The 17,004-nt window shown below is 65.4% G+C and carries 17 protein-coding genes; 14 read left to right on the forward strand and 3 right to left on the reverse strand.

Going from position 1 to position 17,004, the window contains the following annotated elements; translation table 11 throughout:
* The 4 genes from Q4G14_RS07165 to ccoP all read left to right on the forward strand — a co-directional run.
* On the forward strand, positions 1-629 hold a 629-nt coding region (locus tag Q4G14_RS07165; protein ID WP_303361053.1), incomplete at its 5' end, for a cbb3-type cytochrome c oxidase subunit I.
* Between the two features lie 15 nt (positions 630-644).
* Complete coding sequence (gene ccoO, locus Q4G14_RS07170; RefSeq protein WP_303361054.1) at positions 645-1,370, forward strand: cytochrome-c oxidase, cbb3-type subunit II; 726 nt, start codon at positions 645-647, stop codon at positions 1,368-1,370.
* A gap of 9 nt (positions 1,371-1,379) precedes the next feature.
* Positions 1,380-1,568, forward strand: coding sequence for a cbb3-type cytochrome c oxidase subunit 3 (locus tag Q4G14_RS07175; protein ID WP_303361055.1), 189 nt, complete (start codon positions 1,380-1,382; stop codon positions 1,566-1,568).
* Entirely contained in the window at positions 1,568-2,611 is a 1,044-nt protein-coding gene (ccoP, locus tag Q4G14_RS07180; RefSeq protein WP_303361056.1) for a cytochrome-c oxidase, cbb3-type subunit III, read from the forward strand. The genes Q4G14_RS07175 and ccoP overlap by 1 nt, the downstream gene beginning before the upstream one ends.
* 198 nt (positions 2,612-2,809) lie before the next feature.
* On the opposite strand, the gene Q4G14_RS07185 is transcribed toward ccoP, so the two are convergent.
* Both Q4G14_RS07185 and Q4G14_RS07190 read right to left on the reverse strand, forming a co-directional pair.
* Complete coding sequence (locus tag Q4G14_RS07185; protein WP_303361057.1) at positions 2,810-3,601, reverse strand: 23S rRNA (adenine(2030)-N(6))-methyltransferase RlmJ; 792 nt, start codon at positions 3,599-3,601, stop codon at positions 2,810-2,812.
* A 600-nt stretch (positions 3,602-4,201) separates the two neighbouring features.
* Entirely contained in the window at positions 4,202-4,429 is a 228-nt protein-coding gene (locus Q4G14_RS07190) for a DUF1127 domain-containing protein (protein ID WP_303361058.1), read from the reverse strand.
* A 366-nt stretch (positions 4,430-4,795) separates the two neighbouring features.
* Here Q4G14_RS07190 and Q4G14_RS07195 point away from each other — a divergent pair, with 366 nt between their 5' ends.
* Positions 4,796-5,890, forward strand: coding sequence for an Mrp/NBP35 family ATP-binding protein (locus tag Q4G14_RS07195; protein WP_303361059.1), 1,095 nt, complete (start codon positions 4,796-4,798; stop codon positions 5,888-5,890).
* Positions 5,891-5,941: 51 nt separating this feature from the next.
* On the opposite strand, the gene Q4G14_RS07200 is transcribed toward Q4G14_RS07195, so the two are convergent.
* Complete coding sequence (locus tag Q4G14_RS07200) at positions 5,942-6,631, reverse strand: ceramidase domain-containing protein (protein WP_303361060.1); 690 nt, start codon at positions 6,629-6,631, stop codon at positions 5,942-5,944.
* A gap of 651 nt (positions 6,632-7,282) precedes the next feature.
* Between Q4G14_RS07200 and Q4G14_RS07205 the strand changes: the two genes are divergently transcribed.
* The 9 genes from Q4G14_RS07205 to murD are packed head-to-tail and all read left to right on the forward strand — an operon-like array spanning position 7,283 to position 16,819.
* On the forward strand, positions 7,283-7,795 hold the full coding sequence (locus tag Q4G14_RS07205) for a division/cell wall cluster transcriptional repressor MraZ (RefSeq protein ID WP_303361061.1): 513 nt from the start codon (positions 7,283-7,285) through the stop codon (positions 7,793-7,795).
* Positions 7,796-7,798: 3 nt separating this feature from the next.
* The gene (gene rsmH, locus Q4G14_RS07210) at positions 7,799-8,767 is read left to right on the forward strand and encodes a 16S rRNA (cytosine(1402)-N(4))-methyltransferase RsmH (protein ID WP_303361062.1); all 969 of its coding nucleotides are present in this window, start codon (positions 7,799-7,801) and stop codon (positions 8,765-8,767) included.
* Positions 8,764-9,138, forward strand: a complete 375-nt coding sequence (locus tag Q4G14_RS07215) for a cell division protein FtsL (RefSeq protein ID WP_303361063.1) — start codon at positions 8,764-8,766, stop codon at positions 9,136-9,138. Before rsmH ends, Q4G14_RS07215 begins: the two co-directional genes overlap by 4 nt.
* Before the next feature lie 10 nt (positions 9,139-9,148).
* Positions 9,149-10,978, forward strand: coding sequence for a penicillin-binding protein 2 (locus Q4G14_RS07220; protein WP_303361064.1), 1,830 nt, complete (start codon positions 9,149-9,151; stop codon positions 10,976-10,978).
* Between the two features lie 12 nt (positions 10,979-10,990).
* Positions 10,991-12,481 (forward strand): UDP-N-acetylmuramoyl-L-alanyl-D-glutamate--2,6-diaminopimelate ligase, encoded by a 1,491-nt coding sequence (locus Q4G14_RS07225; protein WP_303361065.1) that lies wholly within the window; start codon positions 10,991-10,993, stop codon positions 12,479-12,481.
* Positions 12,478-13,860: a UDP-N-acetylmuramoyl-tripeptide--D-alanyl-D-alanine ligase gene (gene murF / locus Q4G14_RS07230; protein ID WP_303361066.1), complete on the forward strand. Its 1,383-nt coding sequence runs from the start codon at positions 12,478-12,480 to the stop codon at positions 13,858-13,860. Before Q4G14_RS07225 ends, murF begins: the two co-directional genes overlap by 4 nt.
* A 2-nt stretch (positions 13,861-13,862) precedes the next feature.
* Entirely contained in the window at positions 13,863-14,945 is a 1,083-nt protein-coding gene (gene mraY / locus Q4G14_RS07235; protein WP_303361067.1) for a phospho-N-acetylmuramoyl-pentapeptide-transferase, read from the forward strand.
* A 9-nt stretch (positions 14,946-14,954) separates the two neighbouring features.
* Entirely contained in the window at positions 14,955-15,302 is a 348-nt protein-coding gene (locus Q4G14_RS07240; RefSeq protein ID WP_303361068.1) for a hypothetical protein, read from the forward strand.
* 44 nt (positions 15,303-15,346) lie between these two features.
* Entirely contained in the window at positions 15,347-16,819 is a 1,473-nt protein-coding gene (murD, locus tag Q4G14_RS07245) for a UDP-N-acetylmuramoyl-L-alanine--D-glutamate ligase (protein WP_303361069.1), read from the forward strand.
* Positions 16,820-17,004: the final 185 nt, after the last annotated feature.

The following is a 17,004-nucleotide window of genomic DNA, read 5'->3' on the forward strand; positions in this document are numbered from 1 at the left end:
GGGCCGCGACGCTGGGCATGGTGTTCTCGATCATGCTGTGGATGCCGTCCTGGGGCGGGATGATTAACGGTCTGATGACGCTTTCGGGCGCATGGGACAAGCTGCGCACCGACCCGATCATCCGCATGATGGTGGTGGCCGTCGGCTTCTACGGTATGGCCACGTTCGAAGGGCCGATGATGTCGATCAAGGCCGTGAACAGCCTGTCTCATTACACCGACTGGACCATCGGGCACGTCCATTCCGGTGCGCTTGGCTGGAACGGGATGATTACCTTTGGCGCGCTGTATTACCTGACGCCGCGCCTGTGGGGCCGTGACCGGCTGTATTCGCTGTCGCTGGTGTCGTGGCACTTCTGGCTGGCGACCATCGGGATCGTGCTTTACGCCGCGTCGATGTGGGTCACCGGCATCATGGAGGGCCTGATGTGGCGCGAGGTGGATTCGCAGGGCTATCTGGTCAATGCGTTCATCGACGCGGTTGCGGCCAAACACCCCATGAACGTGGTGCGTGCGCTGGGTGGTGCGCTGTATCTGACCGGCGGCATCATCATGTGCTATAACTTGTGGGCCACTGTCGCCAAACAGCCCAAAGTCAACTCGACGGCCGTTGCCGTCCCGGCCGAGTGACGGGGGGATTGAAAAATGGGTATCCTTGACAAGCACAAGATCATTGAAAAGAACGCGACCCTGCTGCTGGTCGGGTCGTTTCTGGTGGTGACAATCGGCGGCATCGTCGAAATCGCTCCGCTGTTCTATCTGCAAAACACCATCGAGCAGGTGGACGGCGTTCGTCCCTACACGCCGCTGGAGCTGACCGGGCGCGACATCTATGTGCGCGAGGGGTGCTATGTCTGCCACAGCCAGATGATCCGCCCCATGCGCGACGAGGTGGAACGTTACGGTCACTATTCGCTGGCGGCGGAATCCATGTATGACCACCCGTTCCAGTGGGGGTCGAAACGCACCGGGCCGGATCTGGCCCGCGTGGGGGGGCGCTATTCGGACGAATGGCACTATGACCATCTGGTTAACCCGCAGTCGGTGGTGCCGGAATCGATCATGCCGGCCTATGGCTTTCTGGCCAATCGCGTGATCGGCCCGGAACATGTCGCGCAGCGTCTGACCGCAGATTCCCGCGTCGGTGTCCCCTATACCGAGGAAATGATCGCCTCGGCCGCGATGGATTTCCGGGCGCAGGCAGACCCGGATCAGGACGCCAGCGGTTTGCAGGAACGCTATCCGGGGGCGCAGCAGCGCAACTTTGACCGTCAGCCGGAACTGACGGAAATGGACGCGCTGATCGCCTATTTGCAGGTGCTGGGCACGATGGTCGATTTCTCGACCTTCGAACCGGACCCGACGCGGTAAGGGGGCGTCATGGAACGCTATACCTTTCTGCGCCAACTGGCTGACAGCTGGGTGCTGCTGGCACTGACGCTGTTCTTTGTTGGCGTGATCCTGTTCGTGTTCCGTCCCGGCGCGCGGCGGCTGCAACGCGATGCGGCGGAAAGCATCTTCCGTAATGAGAAAAGACCCGCCACGGCGGACAGCAAGGAGGTCAACTGATGGCCGGCGAAAAAGACGACGATCACGAAAGCCCGGCGAACCCGGACAACCAGATCTCGCTGGAGCGTCAGGCTGCCGACGCGGAACACGCCGACAAGATCACCGGCGATCTGCCCCCGCGCCCCGCGCCAGATCATCCCGTGGCCCCCGAACGGGCGCGGCATCAGCGCCGCGCGCCGGGTGGTGCCAGCGTGGCCCGGCTGGAAACGCCCTCGACCGGGCATTCCTGGGACGGGATCACCGAATACGATAACCCGATGCCGCGCTGGTGGCTGTGGACCTTCTATGTCACCATCATCTGGGCCATCGGCTATATGATCGCCTATCCGGCGATTCCGCTGATTAACGGGGCAACGCAGGGTCTGCTGGGCTGGACCGCCCGCAAGGAAGTCGCGGTCGAGATCGAGCGTTTCAATCAGCAGAACGCCGTGATCCAGCAGGAACTGGCCAGCGTCGATCTGTTGTCCATTCCGCAGAACCCCGAATTGCTGGCCTATGCGACCAATGCGGGCGGCGCCGTGTTCCGCACCTGGTGCGCGCAGTGCCATGGTTCGGGCGCGTCGGGTGCGGTTGGCTATCCCAGCCTGATCGACGACAGTTGGCTGTGGGGCGGCTCGCTGGAGGAAATCCACACCACCGTCCAGCACGGTATCCGTGACCCGCAAGACCCCGACACCCGCTATTCGGAAATGCCGCGCTTTGGTGCCGATGGGATGCTGGACAACCAGCAGATCGACGAGGTGGTGCAATATGTGCTGTCTCTGTCGGGGGCCGAACATGATGCGGAACTGGCACAGGCCGGTGAGACGGTTTACGTCGACAACTGCGTGGCCTGCCACATGGAAGACGGCTCGGGCGACCGGATGCAGGGTGCCCCGGCGCTGAACGACCAGATCTGGCTGTATGGCGGCGATGCTGCGACGATTCGCCGGATTACCCATGATGGCCCGTTCGGCGTAATGCCGTCGTGGAACAACCGCCTGTCCGAGGCGGACATCCGTGCGGTTGCCACCTATGTCCATAGTCTGGGCGGCGGTGAATAAACCGCAGCTTTAACCCAAATTCCGCGCCGGTCATGCTGGCGCGGGATGGCACCGGCCCCCCTTCCTGTTCGCGCGTTTCCATGGGGGGCCGGTGATCCGATCTTGCTGCGCAATCGCGGCCAAGACCAGCACAAGAAACGTGCATCAGCCATGCCCAACCGGGCATAAGCTGTGCCGTATTTCCTGCCAATACCTGTGTTACTGCCGCTTTTGTGCGTGCTTGTCAAAGATCGCCCGCAACTGTGACGCGTGGTCAGACAGGCCAAAGGGCGGGTTCACGATGAACATGCCTGACCCGACCATCCCGTGCCCCGCACGCGCCGGGGCAAAGCGAACCTCGGACCGCAGGGCGTCGGGATGGGCGGCGGACAGGGCCTCGGCCATGGCGTGCTGGCGGTTGTCGCTTAGCAGCGGATACCACAGCGCCAGAACGCCGACATTCCACTTGCGCGCGATCCCGGCGATAAAGCCGGGCAGGGCGGTGTAATCGGATTTGACCTCATAGCTGGGGTCGATCAGCATCAGGCCCCGGCGCGGCTCGGGCGGGCAAAGGGCGTGGGCCATGGTCAGCCCGTCTTGCCGGTGAATTTTGGCAAAACCGGCAACCTGCGTCAGCGCGGCATGTTCGGCGGGGTGAAGCTCGGCCAGATGGGCGCGGTCGCCGGGGCGCAGGAAATGGGCCGCCACCAGCGGGCTGCCCGGATAGGCCGTGTCGCCATATTGCCGCCGCACTGCCTGCAAGGCGGCCAGCAGCGGGTGCCCCTTGTCCAGCCAGCCCTGCGCCGTTGCGCGGGTGATGCCTGCCGCAGCCTCGCCCGTGCGCGTCGCTTCGGCGCTGTCCAGCCGATACAGCCCGCGCCCGGCATGGGTTTCCAGATAAGTCAGCGGCTTGTCCTTGCGGGTCAGGTAATCCATCGCCGTCGCAAGCAGCGCGTGCTTGTGCAGATCGGCAAGGTTTCCGGCGTGATAAGCGTGCTGATAGCTGAGCATTGGCGTGGCATAGCGCGCCCGCGCCAAAAATAAAAGCGGCGACGCCCGAGGGGGGAGGAAGGGCGCCGCCGCAATACGCTGGCCCAAAGGGAGGAGGAGGGGCCGCGTTAAAAGTGCAATGGCCCTTGGGAGGAGGACGGGCGCATTGCGATCACGGAAGGCCAGGGGAGGAGGAGAGGCCCGCCGAACTGTTTGCCGGTTTCCCGGCGGAATTCCGGGCGGCGGTCCCCTGGGAGGAGGAGCGGGGACCGCCGCGGGTGATACCGGCCGGGAGGAGGAGGCCGTGTATCGGGTTGCAGCGCGCCCAAGGAGGAGGTGGGGCTGCGCCGCAGGAACGGAGGGCCAGGGGAGGAGGAAGGCCCGCCGATGTCGTTGCCGGTATGCCCGGCGAAATCTCTGGCGACGGCCCCCTAGGGAGGAGGAAAGGGACCGTCGCCGATGCGTTTGCCCGAGGGAGGAGGCCGGGCGCACACGTTTTCGGTAACATCCCCAGGGAGGAGGAAGAGGCTGTTACCAAGACCCGGATCAGAGGGAGGAGGTCGATCCGGTATTCCATGCCGGCGAACCGGCGGTCGCAAACCGGGCCTGTGGCCCCGCCGCTTAGTTCTGCTTGCCGTAGGCCGCTTCGTTCGCGATGTTTTTAATCATCGAACGATGGATGCCCAGATCTTCCAGATCGCGGTTGGTCAGCGCATTCAGCTCGCGCAGGGTCTGCCGGTAAACGGCGGCGCGGGCGCGGTTTTCCTGCATCCGCTCAATCGCGGTCATCAGACGCGCGCCGATGCCGTTCTGGCGGGCGCCGTTCTGGACGTGGTCGATAGCAGACATTTTCATATTCCTTACATTCTTTGCGTCGGGCGGGCCGTATTGCCCTTTCCGAACTGGCAGGGCGTCATGTTGTGCCCGTTGCTGCCTTCGAGACCAAAGATGGGGGAAATGCTGCACTTGCACAATGGCGGGTTTGGTCACGCTGCCTTGCGGCAGATGCATAACTGATGCTGACCTATTTGTGACAAGGCCTCGCAAACTGACGCTCAAATTTGTGATGTGCGGGCTGTTATCGGTAACGGTTTTGTAACGGTTATGCGTTTGACGCAGGGTCACAAGACTTGATCTATGTCAAATTGCGGCTGCGGTTGCCGTTTGTGACGGTTTTCTTATGTTTGAGGGCAAATAGATCACAAAGGTGAAAAAATGAGTTTGTCTCGCGAAGTTGCCCTTAGGGAACTTTCCGAAATCACCAGTCCGCGCGGCGGCACGCTGGTGTCTGACGATCTGATCCGGGCGCTGACGGTCGAAAACGGAACGGTTCGATTCGTCATCGAGGTGGCCGATGCCGCCGAAGCCGCCGCCATGAAACCGGCCGAGGCCGAGGCGCGCCAGCGGCTGGAGGCATTGCCCGGCGTGGACTCGGTGCAGATCGTGATGACGGCGCAGGCCGGGGCGGGCGGCCAGGTGGCACGATCTTCGGGCGGCGGGCAGCCGCCCAGTCTCAAGATCGGGGGGCACCCCACGCCTCAGGCCGGGCCGCAGGCGATCCCCGGTGTGCGCCATATTCTTGCCATCGGTTCGGGCAAAGGCGGGGTCGGCAAATCCACCGTGACTTCGAATCTGGCGGTGGCCCTGGCGCGGGCCGGGCGGCGGGTCGGGGTGCTGGACGCCGATATTCACGGCCCCAGCCAGCCGCGGATGCTGGGTGTCTCGGGCCGCCCCGCCAGCCCCGACGGTCAGCGCATCGACCCGCCGCAGGCGCATGGCGTTACTGTCATGTCGCTGGGGCTGATGATGAAGGAAGGCGAGGCTGTCATCTGGCGCGGCCCGATGCTGATGGGCGCTTTGCAGCAGATGTTGCAGCAGGTGAACTGGGGCGAACTGGACGTTCTGCTGATCGACCTGCCGCCGGGCACGGGCGATGTGCAACTGTCGCTGTGTCAAAAAGCGCCGGTCACGGGGGCGATCATCGTGTCGACCCCTCAGGATGTGGCGCTGATCGACGCCCGCCGCGCGATTGACATGTTCGACAAGCTGAAGACTCCGGTTCTGGGGCTGATCGAGAACATGTCTGTCTATATCTGCCCCAACTGCGGGCATCAGGCGCATCTGTTCGGCCAAGGTGGCGTCCGCGCCGAAGCCGACAAGCTGGGCCTGCCGTTCCTTGGCGAGATCCCGCTGGAGCTGGAGGTTCGGATCGCCGGTGACGAGGGGCGCCCGGTCGCCATGGGGCAGGGGGCGGTGGCTGATGCTTATGCGCGTCTGGCGCAGCGGCTGGTTTCGGGCGGCATGGCCTGATGTTGCGGTGCGGCTGTGCCCGAAGATGCGTATTTGGGCAAACAGGAAGCCCTATGCCGTGTTCGGGCGCGGGCTGCGCAGCAGGATTTGCAGCACGATGCCGATCATCAGCCCGTTCAGCGCGTGCCATATGAAGTGAGTGCCAAGCGGGATCGCGGTGCAGATGTCGCGATCCAGCGTCCGGGCGGTCAGGGATACAAGGAAGACGACAAAGCCGGTCAGCGCCCAGTTGCGCATCGGGTGGCGGCGGATTTGCATCAGCACCACAAAGAACAGGAAGGCGATGACCGCAGGCAGGTATTGCAGCGAGCCGTTGAACGGGTCGGGTTGCGCGGGCTGTGCCGGGCTGGCGGGGCCGCTGTCGCCCATGGCGTTCCAGATCGTGACAGCGGCGATGATGGCGGCGGTGCCAAGTGCGATGCGCCCCGGCCGAAAGCCGCCCAGCCGGTTCAGCGCCACCAGAACGTAAAGTGCCACGAAAATCCAGATCGGCAGCACATCGGCTAAAGCCGACCAGCGGTTGGCGAGTGTGTGGAACAGGAACGACCCCACCCCGATCGCTGCCGCCAGTGCGATCAGCACCCAGATCAGCGGGTTCTGTTCGTTGCGGCGGCGTGCCTCGGACCAGCCCCAGATCGCGGCGAGGATGAAGGAGAGGTTGGTGATCGCGTTTACCGGCTCGGCCCAGAAATGCGGGCCGAGGCGTTCGCAATAGATATTGACGGGGGCGGTCCAGTCCATCGGCGGTCTCCGGCTGTGTGGGGGCAGGTTAGGCGCAGCGGGCTTTTCGGGAAAGAGTGGGTGGTATGGGAATGCACGGGAACGCGGTGCGGGATTTCGTGGGAATGGCGATGACAGCGGTGTGATTCGCTGTGATCTGTGGCTGAATCGGCGTGATATTGCGCCGGGATTGCGTGGGTGCCTTGGCTGGATGCGTTGTCAGGTGGTGGATTGTGGGGAAATTGGCGTTTTTTTGCCGCAGAGCCAGCAGCCCCATATGCGGTGGTTAATGGCCCGTTAACCACCATATAAGTTTTCGTTGTGATACTGTTCTGCGCATGTTCCCGTCGGGTTGGGGTGTGGTAGAGCGGCGGGGGGCAGGTTGGCCCGAATATTTCCGTTGCTTCCCGTGTTTTCCCATGTCACAACCGAATCACGGAAACGGGCAGTGACAGGGGCGACAAGACCCCGACGAAGGCGAAGCAGGCTTCATACAGGCACCCGTTTTCCAACAACGATCCGGCGCGGCGCGGGCAGCACCTTCCCCAGGTGGCGCCAGAGTCGGACGACCCCAAAGTGGGAACGAGGGCGGCGGATCGGGCGTGGCAGCGGCCCGATCCGCCCTTTCTCTTTCGGGCGGGCCGAAAGAGACGGACAGTGAGGACGGGCCGCGTGGCGCGAAAGTTCAGGGGCACAGAGACCGTCAAGGTCGATGGAAAGGGGCGGATGTCCGTTCCCGCCCGGCTGCGCCGTGTGTTCGACGCAGGCGACCCGCAATTCGCCGCCAACACCGCCGGGCGCACCCAGATCGTGGCTGTTTACGGCCCCGACGACTGGAACTGGATCGAGCTTTACACCATCGAGGCCATCGACGAAATCGACGACCAGATCGACCGCCTGGTGCGCGGCAGCCCGGAACGGCGCTGGCTGGAAACGCTGATGAACGGGCAGTCCACCGATCTGGAAATCGACAAGGAAGGCCGTCTGGTGCTGCCGCAAAAGCTGCGGGAAAAGCTGGGCCTGACCGAAAACACCGAAACCATTTTTGAAAGCCGGGGCGATTACGTTCAGGTCTATCACCCCGATTCCCGCCCGCATGATTCGCTGGCGCTGGAGGAATTCACCCATCAGCATGGGTCGGGCTTTGATCCGCGCGCCTTCCTTGCGCAGGCGGCCGAGGGCTAGGCCGTGGCCGGGGCGCCTCATATCCCCGTGCTGCTGGACCCGCTGTTGCGCGCGGTTCAGCCGGTGCGGGGCGTCTGGATCGACGGCACCTTTGGCGCGGGCGGCTATGCCCGCGGTCTGCTGGAGGCCGGGGCGGATCAGGTGATCGGGATCGACCGCGATCCGTCGGTCTTTGACATGGCCGCAGGCTGGGCTGGTGCCTATGGCGACCGGTTGCGGCTGGTTCAGGGGACGTTTTCCGATATGGACGCGCTGGCCGGGCAGGCCGTGGATGGCGTGGTTCTGGATCTGGGCGTGTCCTCGATGCAGCTGGATCAGGCGGATCGCGGCTTTTCCTTTCTGCGCGACGGCCCGCTGGACATGCGGATGAGCGGGCAGGGCGACAGCGCCGCCGATCTGCTGAACAGCGCGCCCGAAGGCCGGATCGCCGATGTGCTGTATCATTACGGCGAGGAACGCGCCTCGCGCCGGATCGCCCGTGCCATCGTTGCCGCGCGCCCGCTGACCCGCACCGCGCAACTGGCCGAGGTGGTGGCATCCCGCCTGCCGCGCCCGAAACCGGGGCAGAGCCACCCGGCCACCCGCGCCTTTCAGGCGATCCGCATCTGGGTGAACGACGAATTCGGTCAGCTTGTCGCCGGGCTGTCTGCCGCCGAACGTGCCTTGCGCCCCGGCGGGCGGCTGGCCGTGGTCAGCTTTCATTCGCTGGAAGATCGCATCGTCAAGCGGTTCCTGCAATCGCGCGCGGGCGGGCAGGGCGGCAGCCGTTACGCCCCCGAGGTGGTGCAGGCCGCGCCCGCCTTTACCCTGCCGTTCCGCCGCGCCATCGGTGCCGATGATGCCGAACTGGCAGCCAATCCGCGCGCGCGTTCGGCCTTTTTGCGGGTGGGGGTTCGCACCGATGCCCCGGCGGCTGCGGTCGATCCGCGTGAGCTGGCGATGCCGTCCTTGCCGCAGGGGGGCGCGCGATGAAAACGCTGTTGTATGTCGTCTGTCTGGCGCTGGTGATGACACTGGCCTTTTGGGCTTATCGCGAAAACTATCGCACGCAATCAGCCATTTCGGAAAAGAACCGCACCGAACGCGAGATCGCGCAACTGCGCGAGGATCTGGGTGTTCTGCGCGCCGAATGGGCGTTTCTGAACCGGCCCGAGCGGTTGCGCGAACTGGTGGCGCTGAATTTCGATCAGCTTGGGCTGGTGCCGCTGCAATCGGAGCAGTTTCTGGACCTGAACCAGATCGACTATCCCGTAAACCCGCCGCCCGCCGCCGCCTCTGGCGCGGATGCGCTGGACCCGACCGCCGACCGCACCGGCCGCCCGCCGCTGCGCCCTGACCGTTAAAGAGGCCGCCATGATCCGCACGCCCCTTCGCCCCTTGGCCCGTATCCTGAACGCCCGTGAAAAGGGCGAAAACCCCGACGCGATCGAGGCCGAAAACCGCGCGCGCCGACATGCCGAAATTCAGGATGGCGCGCGGCGGCGGGCCGAAGGGCGGCTGGTGGTGATGGCGGCCTGCTTTGTCATCGCCTTTGGCACTGTCGGGGTGCGCATGGGGATGCTGGCCGCCTCGCAACCGACCGAGCCGGTTTCGGCGGTCACGGGCACCGACATCATTTCGCAGCGCGCCGATATTACCGACCGCAAGGGGCGGATTCTGGCGACGAACCTGCTGACCCATGCGCTGTATGCCCACCCTCAGCAGATGATCGACCCGATCCGCGCCGCTGACGGGCTGGCCCGCATCTTCCCCGATCTCGACCGCGACAAACTGCGTGCCGATTTCACCGGCGAGCGTAAATTCCTGTGGATTCGCAAGCGGTTGTCACCCGAACAGATGCAGGCGGTTCACGACATCGGCGAACCCGGCCTGCTGTTCGGCCCGCGCGAGATGCGGCTTTACCCGAACGGGCATCTGGCCAGCCATATCCTTGGCGGTTCCGGCTTTGGTCAGGAAGGCGTTGCCAGTGCCGAGGTTCTGGGTGTGGCGGGCGTGGAAAAGGCGTTCGACGGCTGGCTGCGCGATCCGGCCCGCGACGGCGCGCCGCTGCAACTGTCCATCGACCTGACCGCGCAGCAGGCGATGGAGGAAGTGCTGGCATCCGGCATGAAGGTGATGAACGCCAAGGGTGCCACCGCCGTTCTGCTGGAGGTCCAGACCGGCGAGATCGTCGCCATGGCCAGCCTGCCCGACTTTGACCCGAACGACCGCCCGCGCCCGCTGCTGACGGGCGATCCCTCGGACAGCCCGATCTTTAACCGGGCGGTGCAGGGCCAGTATGAGCTGGGGTCCACCTTCAAGATCTTTCCGGTGGCGCAGGCGCTGGATCTGCAACTGATTAACCCCAATTCGGGCATCAACACCACCAGCCCGATGCAGATCGGCAAATATCGCATCCGCGATTTCCACAGCTATGGCCGCGAATTGTCGGCGACCGATGTGATCGTAAAGTCCTCGAACGTCGGCACGGTGCGGATCGCGCAGATTCTGGGGGTCGAACGGCAGCGGGATTTTCTGCAAGATCTGGGCCTGTTCGAGCCGACCCCGATTGAAATGGTCGAGGCGCCGACCGGACGCCCCTTGGTGCCAAGCCGCTGGCCTGCGGTGACGGCGGCGACGGTTTCCTTTGGCCACGGCCTTGCCGCCAGCCCGCTGCATTTGGCAGCCGCCTATGCGACGATTGCCAATGACGGCAAGCGGGTGACGCCGACTCTGGTGCATGGCCGCGCCCGCCCCGAAGGCGAACAGGTGATGTCGCCGCGCGCCGCCAAGATGGCCGTCTCCATGCTGCGTCAGGTGGTGACGCGCGGCACCGCCCGTCAGGCCGAGGTGCCGGGCTATGAAATCGCCGGCAAGACCGGCACCGCCGACAAGCCGCGCCCCGGCGGCGGCTATTACGATAACAAGGTGGTGGCCACCTTTGCTTCGGTTTTCCCGGCAAGCGCGCCGAAATATGTGCTGGTGGTGACGCTGGATGAACCCTCGGTCGGGCGCATGGGCGGCGAAAGCCGCACGGCGGGGGCGACGGCGGTGCCGGTGGCGGCCGAAATGGTGCGGCGTCTGGCCCCTCTGGTCGGGCTGGCCCCGGTGACGGGCGACAAGCTGCCCACGATCGAGCCGCGCCGCGAAGCGCGTGTTGAACCCGGCCCCGCAGGCGGGCTACAGCGCGTGGCAAGCAACTGACGGGGGCACGGGATGGCGGCGCAGCAGATGGAACGTAAACTGTCGGCACTGGGGCTGCGCGCCGCAGGCGGGCGTGATCCGGCTGTCACCGGCCTTGCGCTGGACAGCCGCGCCGTGCGCGATGGCTTTTTGTTTGCCGCGCTGCCCGGTTCGGCGGTTCATGGCGGCGAATTCATCCAATACGCGCTGCGGCAGGGCGCGGCGGCGGTGCTGACCGACCGCACGGGCGCCGATCTGGCCTCTGATGCGCTGGCGGGCTGGGATGGTGCGCTGATCGTGGCCGAAGACCCGCGCGCCGCGCTGGCCGGGGCGGCGGCGCTGTGGTTCGGCGCGCAGCCGGAAACCATGGTGGGCGTCACGGGGACTTCGGGCAAGACTTCGGTCGTCAACTTTACCCGGCAGTTGTGGCAGGCGATGGGGGTTCCGGCGATCAGCCTTGGCACCATGGGCGTTCAGGGTGATTTTCAGGCCAAGCTGGCGCATACCACCCCCGACCCGCTGACCCTGCACCGCCTTTTGGCCGAGGCCGCGGCGGCGGGCGTCACCCATGCCGCGATGGAGGCATCCAGCCACGGCCTTGACCAGCGCCGTCTGGACGGGGTGCGGCTGGTGGCGGGGGCGTTTACCAACTTCAGCCAGGACCATCTGGATTACCACGCAAATTTCGATGAATATTTCGCGGCCAAGGCGCTGTTGTTCACCCGGATTCTGGACGAAGGCGCGGGGGCCGTCATCAACACCGACGACCCGCGCGGCCAGCAGATGGCCGCCATTGCGCTGGAGCGCGGGCTGCGCCTGACCACCGTGGGCCGGGGCGAGGGCGCTGACCTGCGCATTCTGGGCCAGCGGTTTGATGCCACCGGGCAGGATCTGCGCTTTTCCGTCGATGGGCAGGCGCATCTGGCCCGCCTGCCGCTGATCGGCGGCTTTCAGGCCGAAAACGTGCTGGCGGCGCTGGGGCTGGTGATGGCGTCCGGCACGGCTTCGGATGATGTCATCCCGCATCTGCCCGCGATCACCACCGTGCGCGGCCGGATGGAGTTGGCCGCCCTGCGCGACAACGGCGCGGCGGTGTTCGTCGATTACGCGCATAAACCCGGCGCGGTGATCGCGGCGCTGCAAAGCCTGCGCCCGCATGTGCTGGGCCGCATCGTTGTCGTGCTGGGTGCAGGTGGCGACCGCGACAAGGGCAAGCGTCCGCTGATGGGCGAGGCCGCGCGCCAGTTCGCCGATGTGGTCATCATCACCGACGACAACCCCCGCACCGAAGACCCCGCCGCCATCCGCGCCGAGGTGCTGGCCGCTGCCGGTTCCGACGCGACCGAGGTTCCCGACCGGGCCGAGGCGATCCTGCGCGGCGTTGACGCCTTGCAGCCGGGCGACGCGCTGTTGATCGCGGGCAAGGGGCACGAAACCGGGCAGATCATCGGCACCGATGTTTACCCCTTTGACGATGCGGAACAGGCGTCGGTCGCCGTTGCCGCGCTGGATGGCAAGATATGACGCTGTGGACCGCATCCGACGCCGCTGCCGCCACCGGCGGGCGGGTGACTGCTGACTGGGCCGCCACCGGCATCAGCATCGACACCCGCACCATCCGCCCCGGCGATCTGTTCGTCGCCCTGTCCGCCGCGCGCGACGGCCATGATTTCGTCACCGCCGCCCTTGCGCGCGGGGCCGCTGCGGCGCTGGTGTCGCGCGTGCCCGACGGGGTGCCCGCCGATGCGCCGCTGCTGATCGTCGATGACGTCACGGCCGCGCTGGAATCCCTGGGCCGCGCGGGCCGTGCCCGGCTGCGCGGGCGGGTGCTGGCGATCACCGGATCGGTCGGCAAGACCTCGACCAAGGATATGGCCGCCGCCGCTCTGGCCGGGCAGGGCCGTGTTCACGCGGCCGAGGCATCGCTGAACAACCATTGGGGCGTGCCGCTGACGCTGGCGCGGATGCCCGCCGACACCGACTTTGCCATCATCGAGATCGGCATGAACCACCCCGGCGAAATCGCGCCGCTGGCCCGCATCGCCCGCCCACATGTGGCGATGATTACCACCGTAGCCGCCGCCCATCTTGAGGCATTTGCCGATATTCAGGGCATTGCCCGCGAAAAAGCCGCGATCTTTGCCGGGCTGGAGCCTATGGGAAGCGCCATCCTGCCCGAGGATCTGGACGTCACCCCGATCCTGCGCGACGGCGCGGATGCGGCGGGTGCGGTGGTCGTCGGCTTTGGCGCATCCGGCGCGGCGCGGCCCGTCAGCGTGACGCCGGATGGCGACGGCACGCAGGTGCGCGCGCGGGTTCTGGGCGAGACGGTTGATTTCCACCTTGCCAGCATGGGCGCGCATTTCGTGATGAACGCGGTCGGCGTGCTGGCGGCGCTGGTGCAGCTTGGGGCCGACCTTGGCGCGTCGGCGCGCGGTCTGGCCGGCTGGCGACCCTATCACGGACGCGGTGCGGTGGAACGGCTGGGGCCGATCACCCTGCTGGACGACAGCTATAACGCCAACCCCGCCAGCCTTGCCGCCGGTCTGGCCACGCTGGAGCGCCTGCCGCCGGGTCGCCGCGTCGCCATTCTGGGCGACATGCTGGAACTTGGCCCCGACGAGATGACGATCCACCAGCAGATCGCAAGCTGGCCGGTGATGGGCGGAATTTCGCTGGTTCACGCCTGCGGCCCTAGAATGCGCGCGATGTTTGACGCGCTTGCTGTTGAAAAACAAGGAATTTGGGCCGAAACGGCTGATGGCCTGATCGACCGCGCCGATGCGCTGATCCAGCCCGGCGATGTGGTATTCGTCAAAGGCTCCAAATCCTCGCGCGTGGCGGCGGTTGTTGACGCCTTGCGCAAAACTTGGCACAGGCCCGCGCCTGACACAAAGGGTTAACGATGCTTTACTGGCTCAGCGGGCTGTCCGAAGGCGGCGATCTTTTCAACCTGTTCCGCTATATCACCTTCCGGGCGGGTGCGGCCTTTTTCACCGCGCTGCTGTTCGGGTTCATCTTTGGCAAACCGCTGATTAACTATCTGCGCCGGGTGCAGAAAAAGGGCCAGCCGATCCGCGACGACGGCCCCGAGGGGCATTTCGTCAAGGCCGGCACGCCGACCATGGGCGGGCTGCTGATCCTGACGGCGCTGTTCACCTCGACCCTGCTGTGGGCGCGGCTGGATAACGGCTATGTCTGGATCGTGCTGCTGGTGACGCTGGCCTATGCGCTGATCGGCTTTGCCGACGATTATGCCAAGGTCACGAAACAGCACCACGCCGGCCTGTCGGGAAAGGTCAGGCTGGGCCTGGGCGTTCTGATCGGGCTGGCGGCCTCGGTCGCGGCGATGATGCTGCACCCCGCCGGGCTGACCGGGCAACTGGCGCTGCCGGTGTTCAAGGATGCGCTGATTAACCTGTCGTTCTTTTTCCCGGTCTTCGGGATGCTGGTCATCGTCGGTTCGGCCAATGCGGTGAACCTGACCGACGGGCTGGACGGGCTGGCGATCATGCCGGTGATGATCGCCGCCGGAACACTGGGCGTGATCGCCTATACCGTGGGGCGGGTCGATTTCACCAATTATCTGGGCGTCCACCATGTGCCCGGCACCGGGGAAATCCTGATCTTCGTCTCGGCGCTGATCGGCGGAGGGCTGGGGTTCCTGTGGTATAACGCGCCCCCCGCCGCCGTATTCATGGGCGATACCGGCTCGCTGGCCTTGGGCGGTGCCTTGGGCGCGATCGCGGTTGTGACGAAACATGAAATCGTGCTGGCCATCGTCGGCGGGCTGTTCGTGGTCGAGGCGCTGTCGGTCATCATTCAGGTGCTGTATTTCAAACGCACCGGCAAGCGCGTGTTCCTGATGGCCCCCATCCACCACCACTTCGAGAAAAAAGGCTGGGCCGAACCGCAGATCGTGATCCGCTTCTGGATCATCTCGCTGGTGCTGGCGCTGATCGGATTGGCAACGCTGAAACTGCGGTGAGGGCGAAAGTTGCGCGACCCCATACCACCTAACCGCAACATCGCCTTCCTGTCCGGGCTTTTCTCTGCCTGCGGTCTGGCGGCGGGGATGATGGCTTTGGCGGGGCTGTGCCTGCATGTCAGCAAAACGCACGCATGGCTGGGCTGGTGTGGAGCCGTCTTTTTCAGCACCGGCACCGTCGTTGCCCTGCTGCGCCTTGCCGATCTGGTTACGGTGGCGATGATGAACTCGGGCCGCCGGGGCGGCTGGAAATTCGCGGATGCCGAGGCGCTGATGATCGCTTTCGCCGTAACCCTGCTATGGGCCGCCACAATCGCCGTGGCTGTTCTGGGCATCCCCGGCGTGCTTGCGACATGACGCGCCCCTTCCTGATCCTGACAAAGCCATGTTGACAGGCATCTTTGGTCCCTAAATATCCTCGGGGGGTCCGGGGGGCGAAGCGCCCCCGGCCGGGCCGCCGCAATCGGAGCCAGCACATGATCCCCGTCCAAAACGTCACCAACCAGACCATCGCCGTCCTTGGCCTTGGCCGTTCCGGCAAAGCCACCGCAGCCGCTCTGACTGCGGGGGGGGCGAATGTCATCGCATGGGATGACGGTGTTGATACCCGCGAACAGGCGCAGGCGGACGGGCTGACCATCCGCGATCTGACCCGCGATGAGGCGTGGCAAGGGGTCGGCGCGCTGATCGTCAGCCCCGGCATTCCGCATCTTTATCCCCGCCCGCACCCGGTCATCGCCAAGGCGCTGGATCTGGGCATTCCGGTCGATAATGACATCGGCCTGTTCTTCCGCAGCTTTGCGACGGCGGAATGGAACCAGTTCGACCGTATGCCGCAGGTGATCGCCATCACCGGCAGCAACGGCAAATCCACCACCACGGCGCTGATCCATCATATCCTGCGCGAATCCGGGCGTCCTTGCCAGATGGGCGGCAATATCGGCACCGGCGTGCTGTCGCTGGACCCGGCCCATGATGGCGAGGTCGTGGTGTTAGAGTTGTCCAGCTATCAGACCGACCTTGCCCGCGCGCTGACCCCGGATGTGGCGGTGTTCACCAATCTGTCGCCCGACCATCTGGACCGGCACGGCGGGCTGGGCGGTTATTTCGCGGCCAAGCGGCGGCTGTTTTCCGAGGGCGGGCCGGATCGCGCGGTGATCGGCGTGGATGAGGTCGAGGGCCGCTTTCTGGCCGGGCAGATGGCGATGGCCCCGGCGGATGACCGGGTGATCCGGGTTTCCGCCGGGCAAAAGCTGGACGGGCCGGGCTGGTCGGTATTCGCGCGCAAGGGGTTTCTGGCCGAATATCGCAAGGGGCGGCAGGTGGCCTCGGTCGATCTGCGCAGCATCCCCGGCCTGCCGGGCGCGCATAACCACCAGAACGCCTGCGCCGCCTGGGCCGCCTGCCGCGCTGTCGGCCTGTCCCCCCGCGACATCGAAGAGGCGATGCGCAGCTTTGCCGGTTTACCGCATCGCAGCCAGACCGTGGCCGAGATCGGCGGCGTGCGTTACGTCAACGATTCCAAGGCAACCAATGTGGACGCCGCCGCCAAGGCGCTGGCCGCGTTTCCGCGTATCCGCTGGATCGCCGGGGGTTTGGGCAAAGAGGGCGGCATCGCGGCGCTGGCTCCGCATCTGGGATCGGTGGTCAAGGCCTATCTGATCGGCCATTCCGCCCGCGACTTTGCGCTGGACATCGGTGCGGTGCCCTATGAGATCGCCGAAACGATGGAAGCCGCCGTCGCAAGCGCCAGTGCCGAGGCCCAGCCGGGCGAGGTCGTGCTGTTGGCCCCTGCTGCCGCCAGTTTCGACCAATACCCCAATTTCGAAAAGCGCGGCGAGCATTTTGCCGCCTTGGTGCGGGCTTTGGCCTAGCAGGGGGGCTGTCTGCCCCCCATCGCCGTTCCGGCGATTCCCCCCGAGGATATTTTCAAACGAAAGACGGGCGCCGGGCTGACCCTGCGTGAAAAATGCAGATTGGGTGGTAGCGCGGCGGGTTGTTTCGCGCTATGCTGCCCGGCACGAGACCCGGAAAAACGGGCGAGGCAGAGGCAGTGACG

Origin of the sequence: Paracoccus sp. (in: a-proteobacteria) (genome assembly GCF_030538755.1) — a bacterium.
GTDB lineage: Bacteria > Pseudomonadota > Alphaproteobacteria > Rhodobacterales > Rhodobacteraceae > Paracoccus.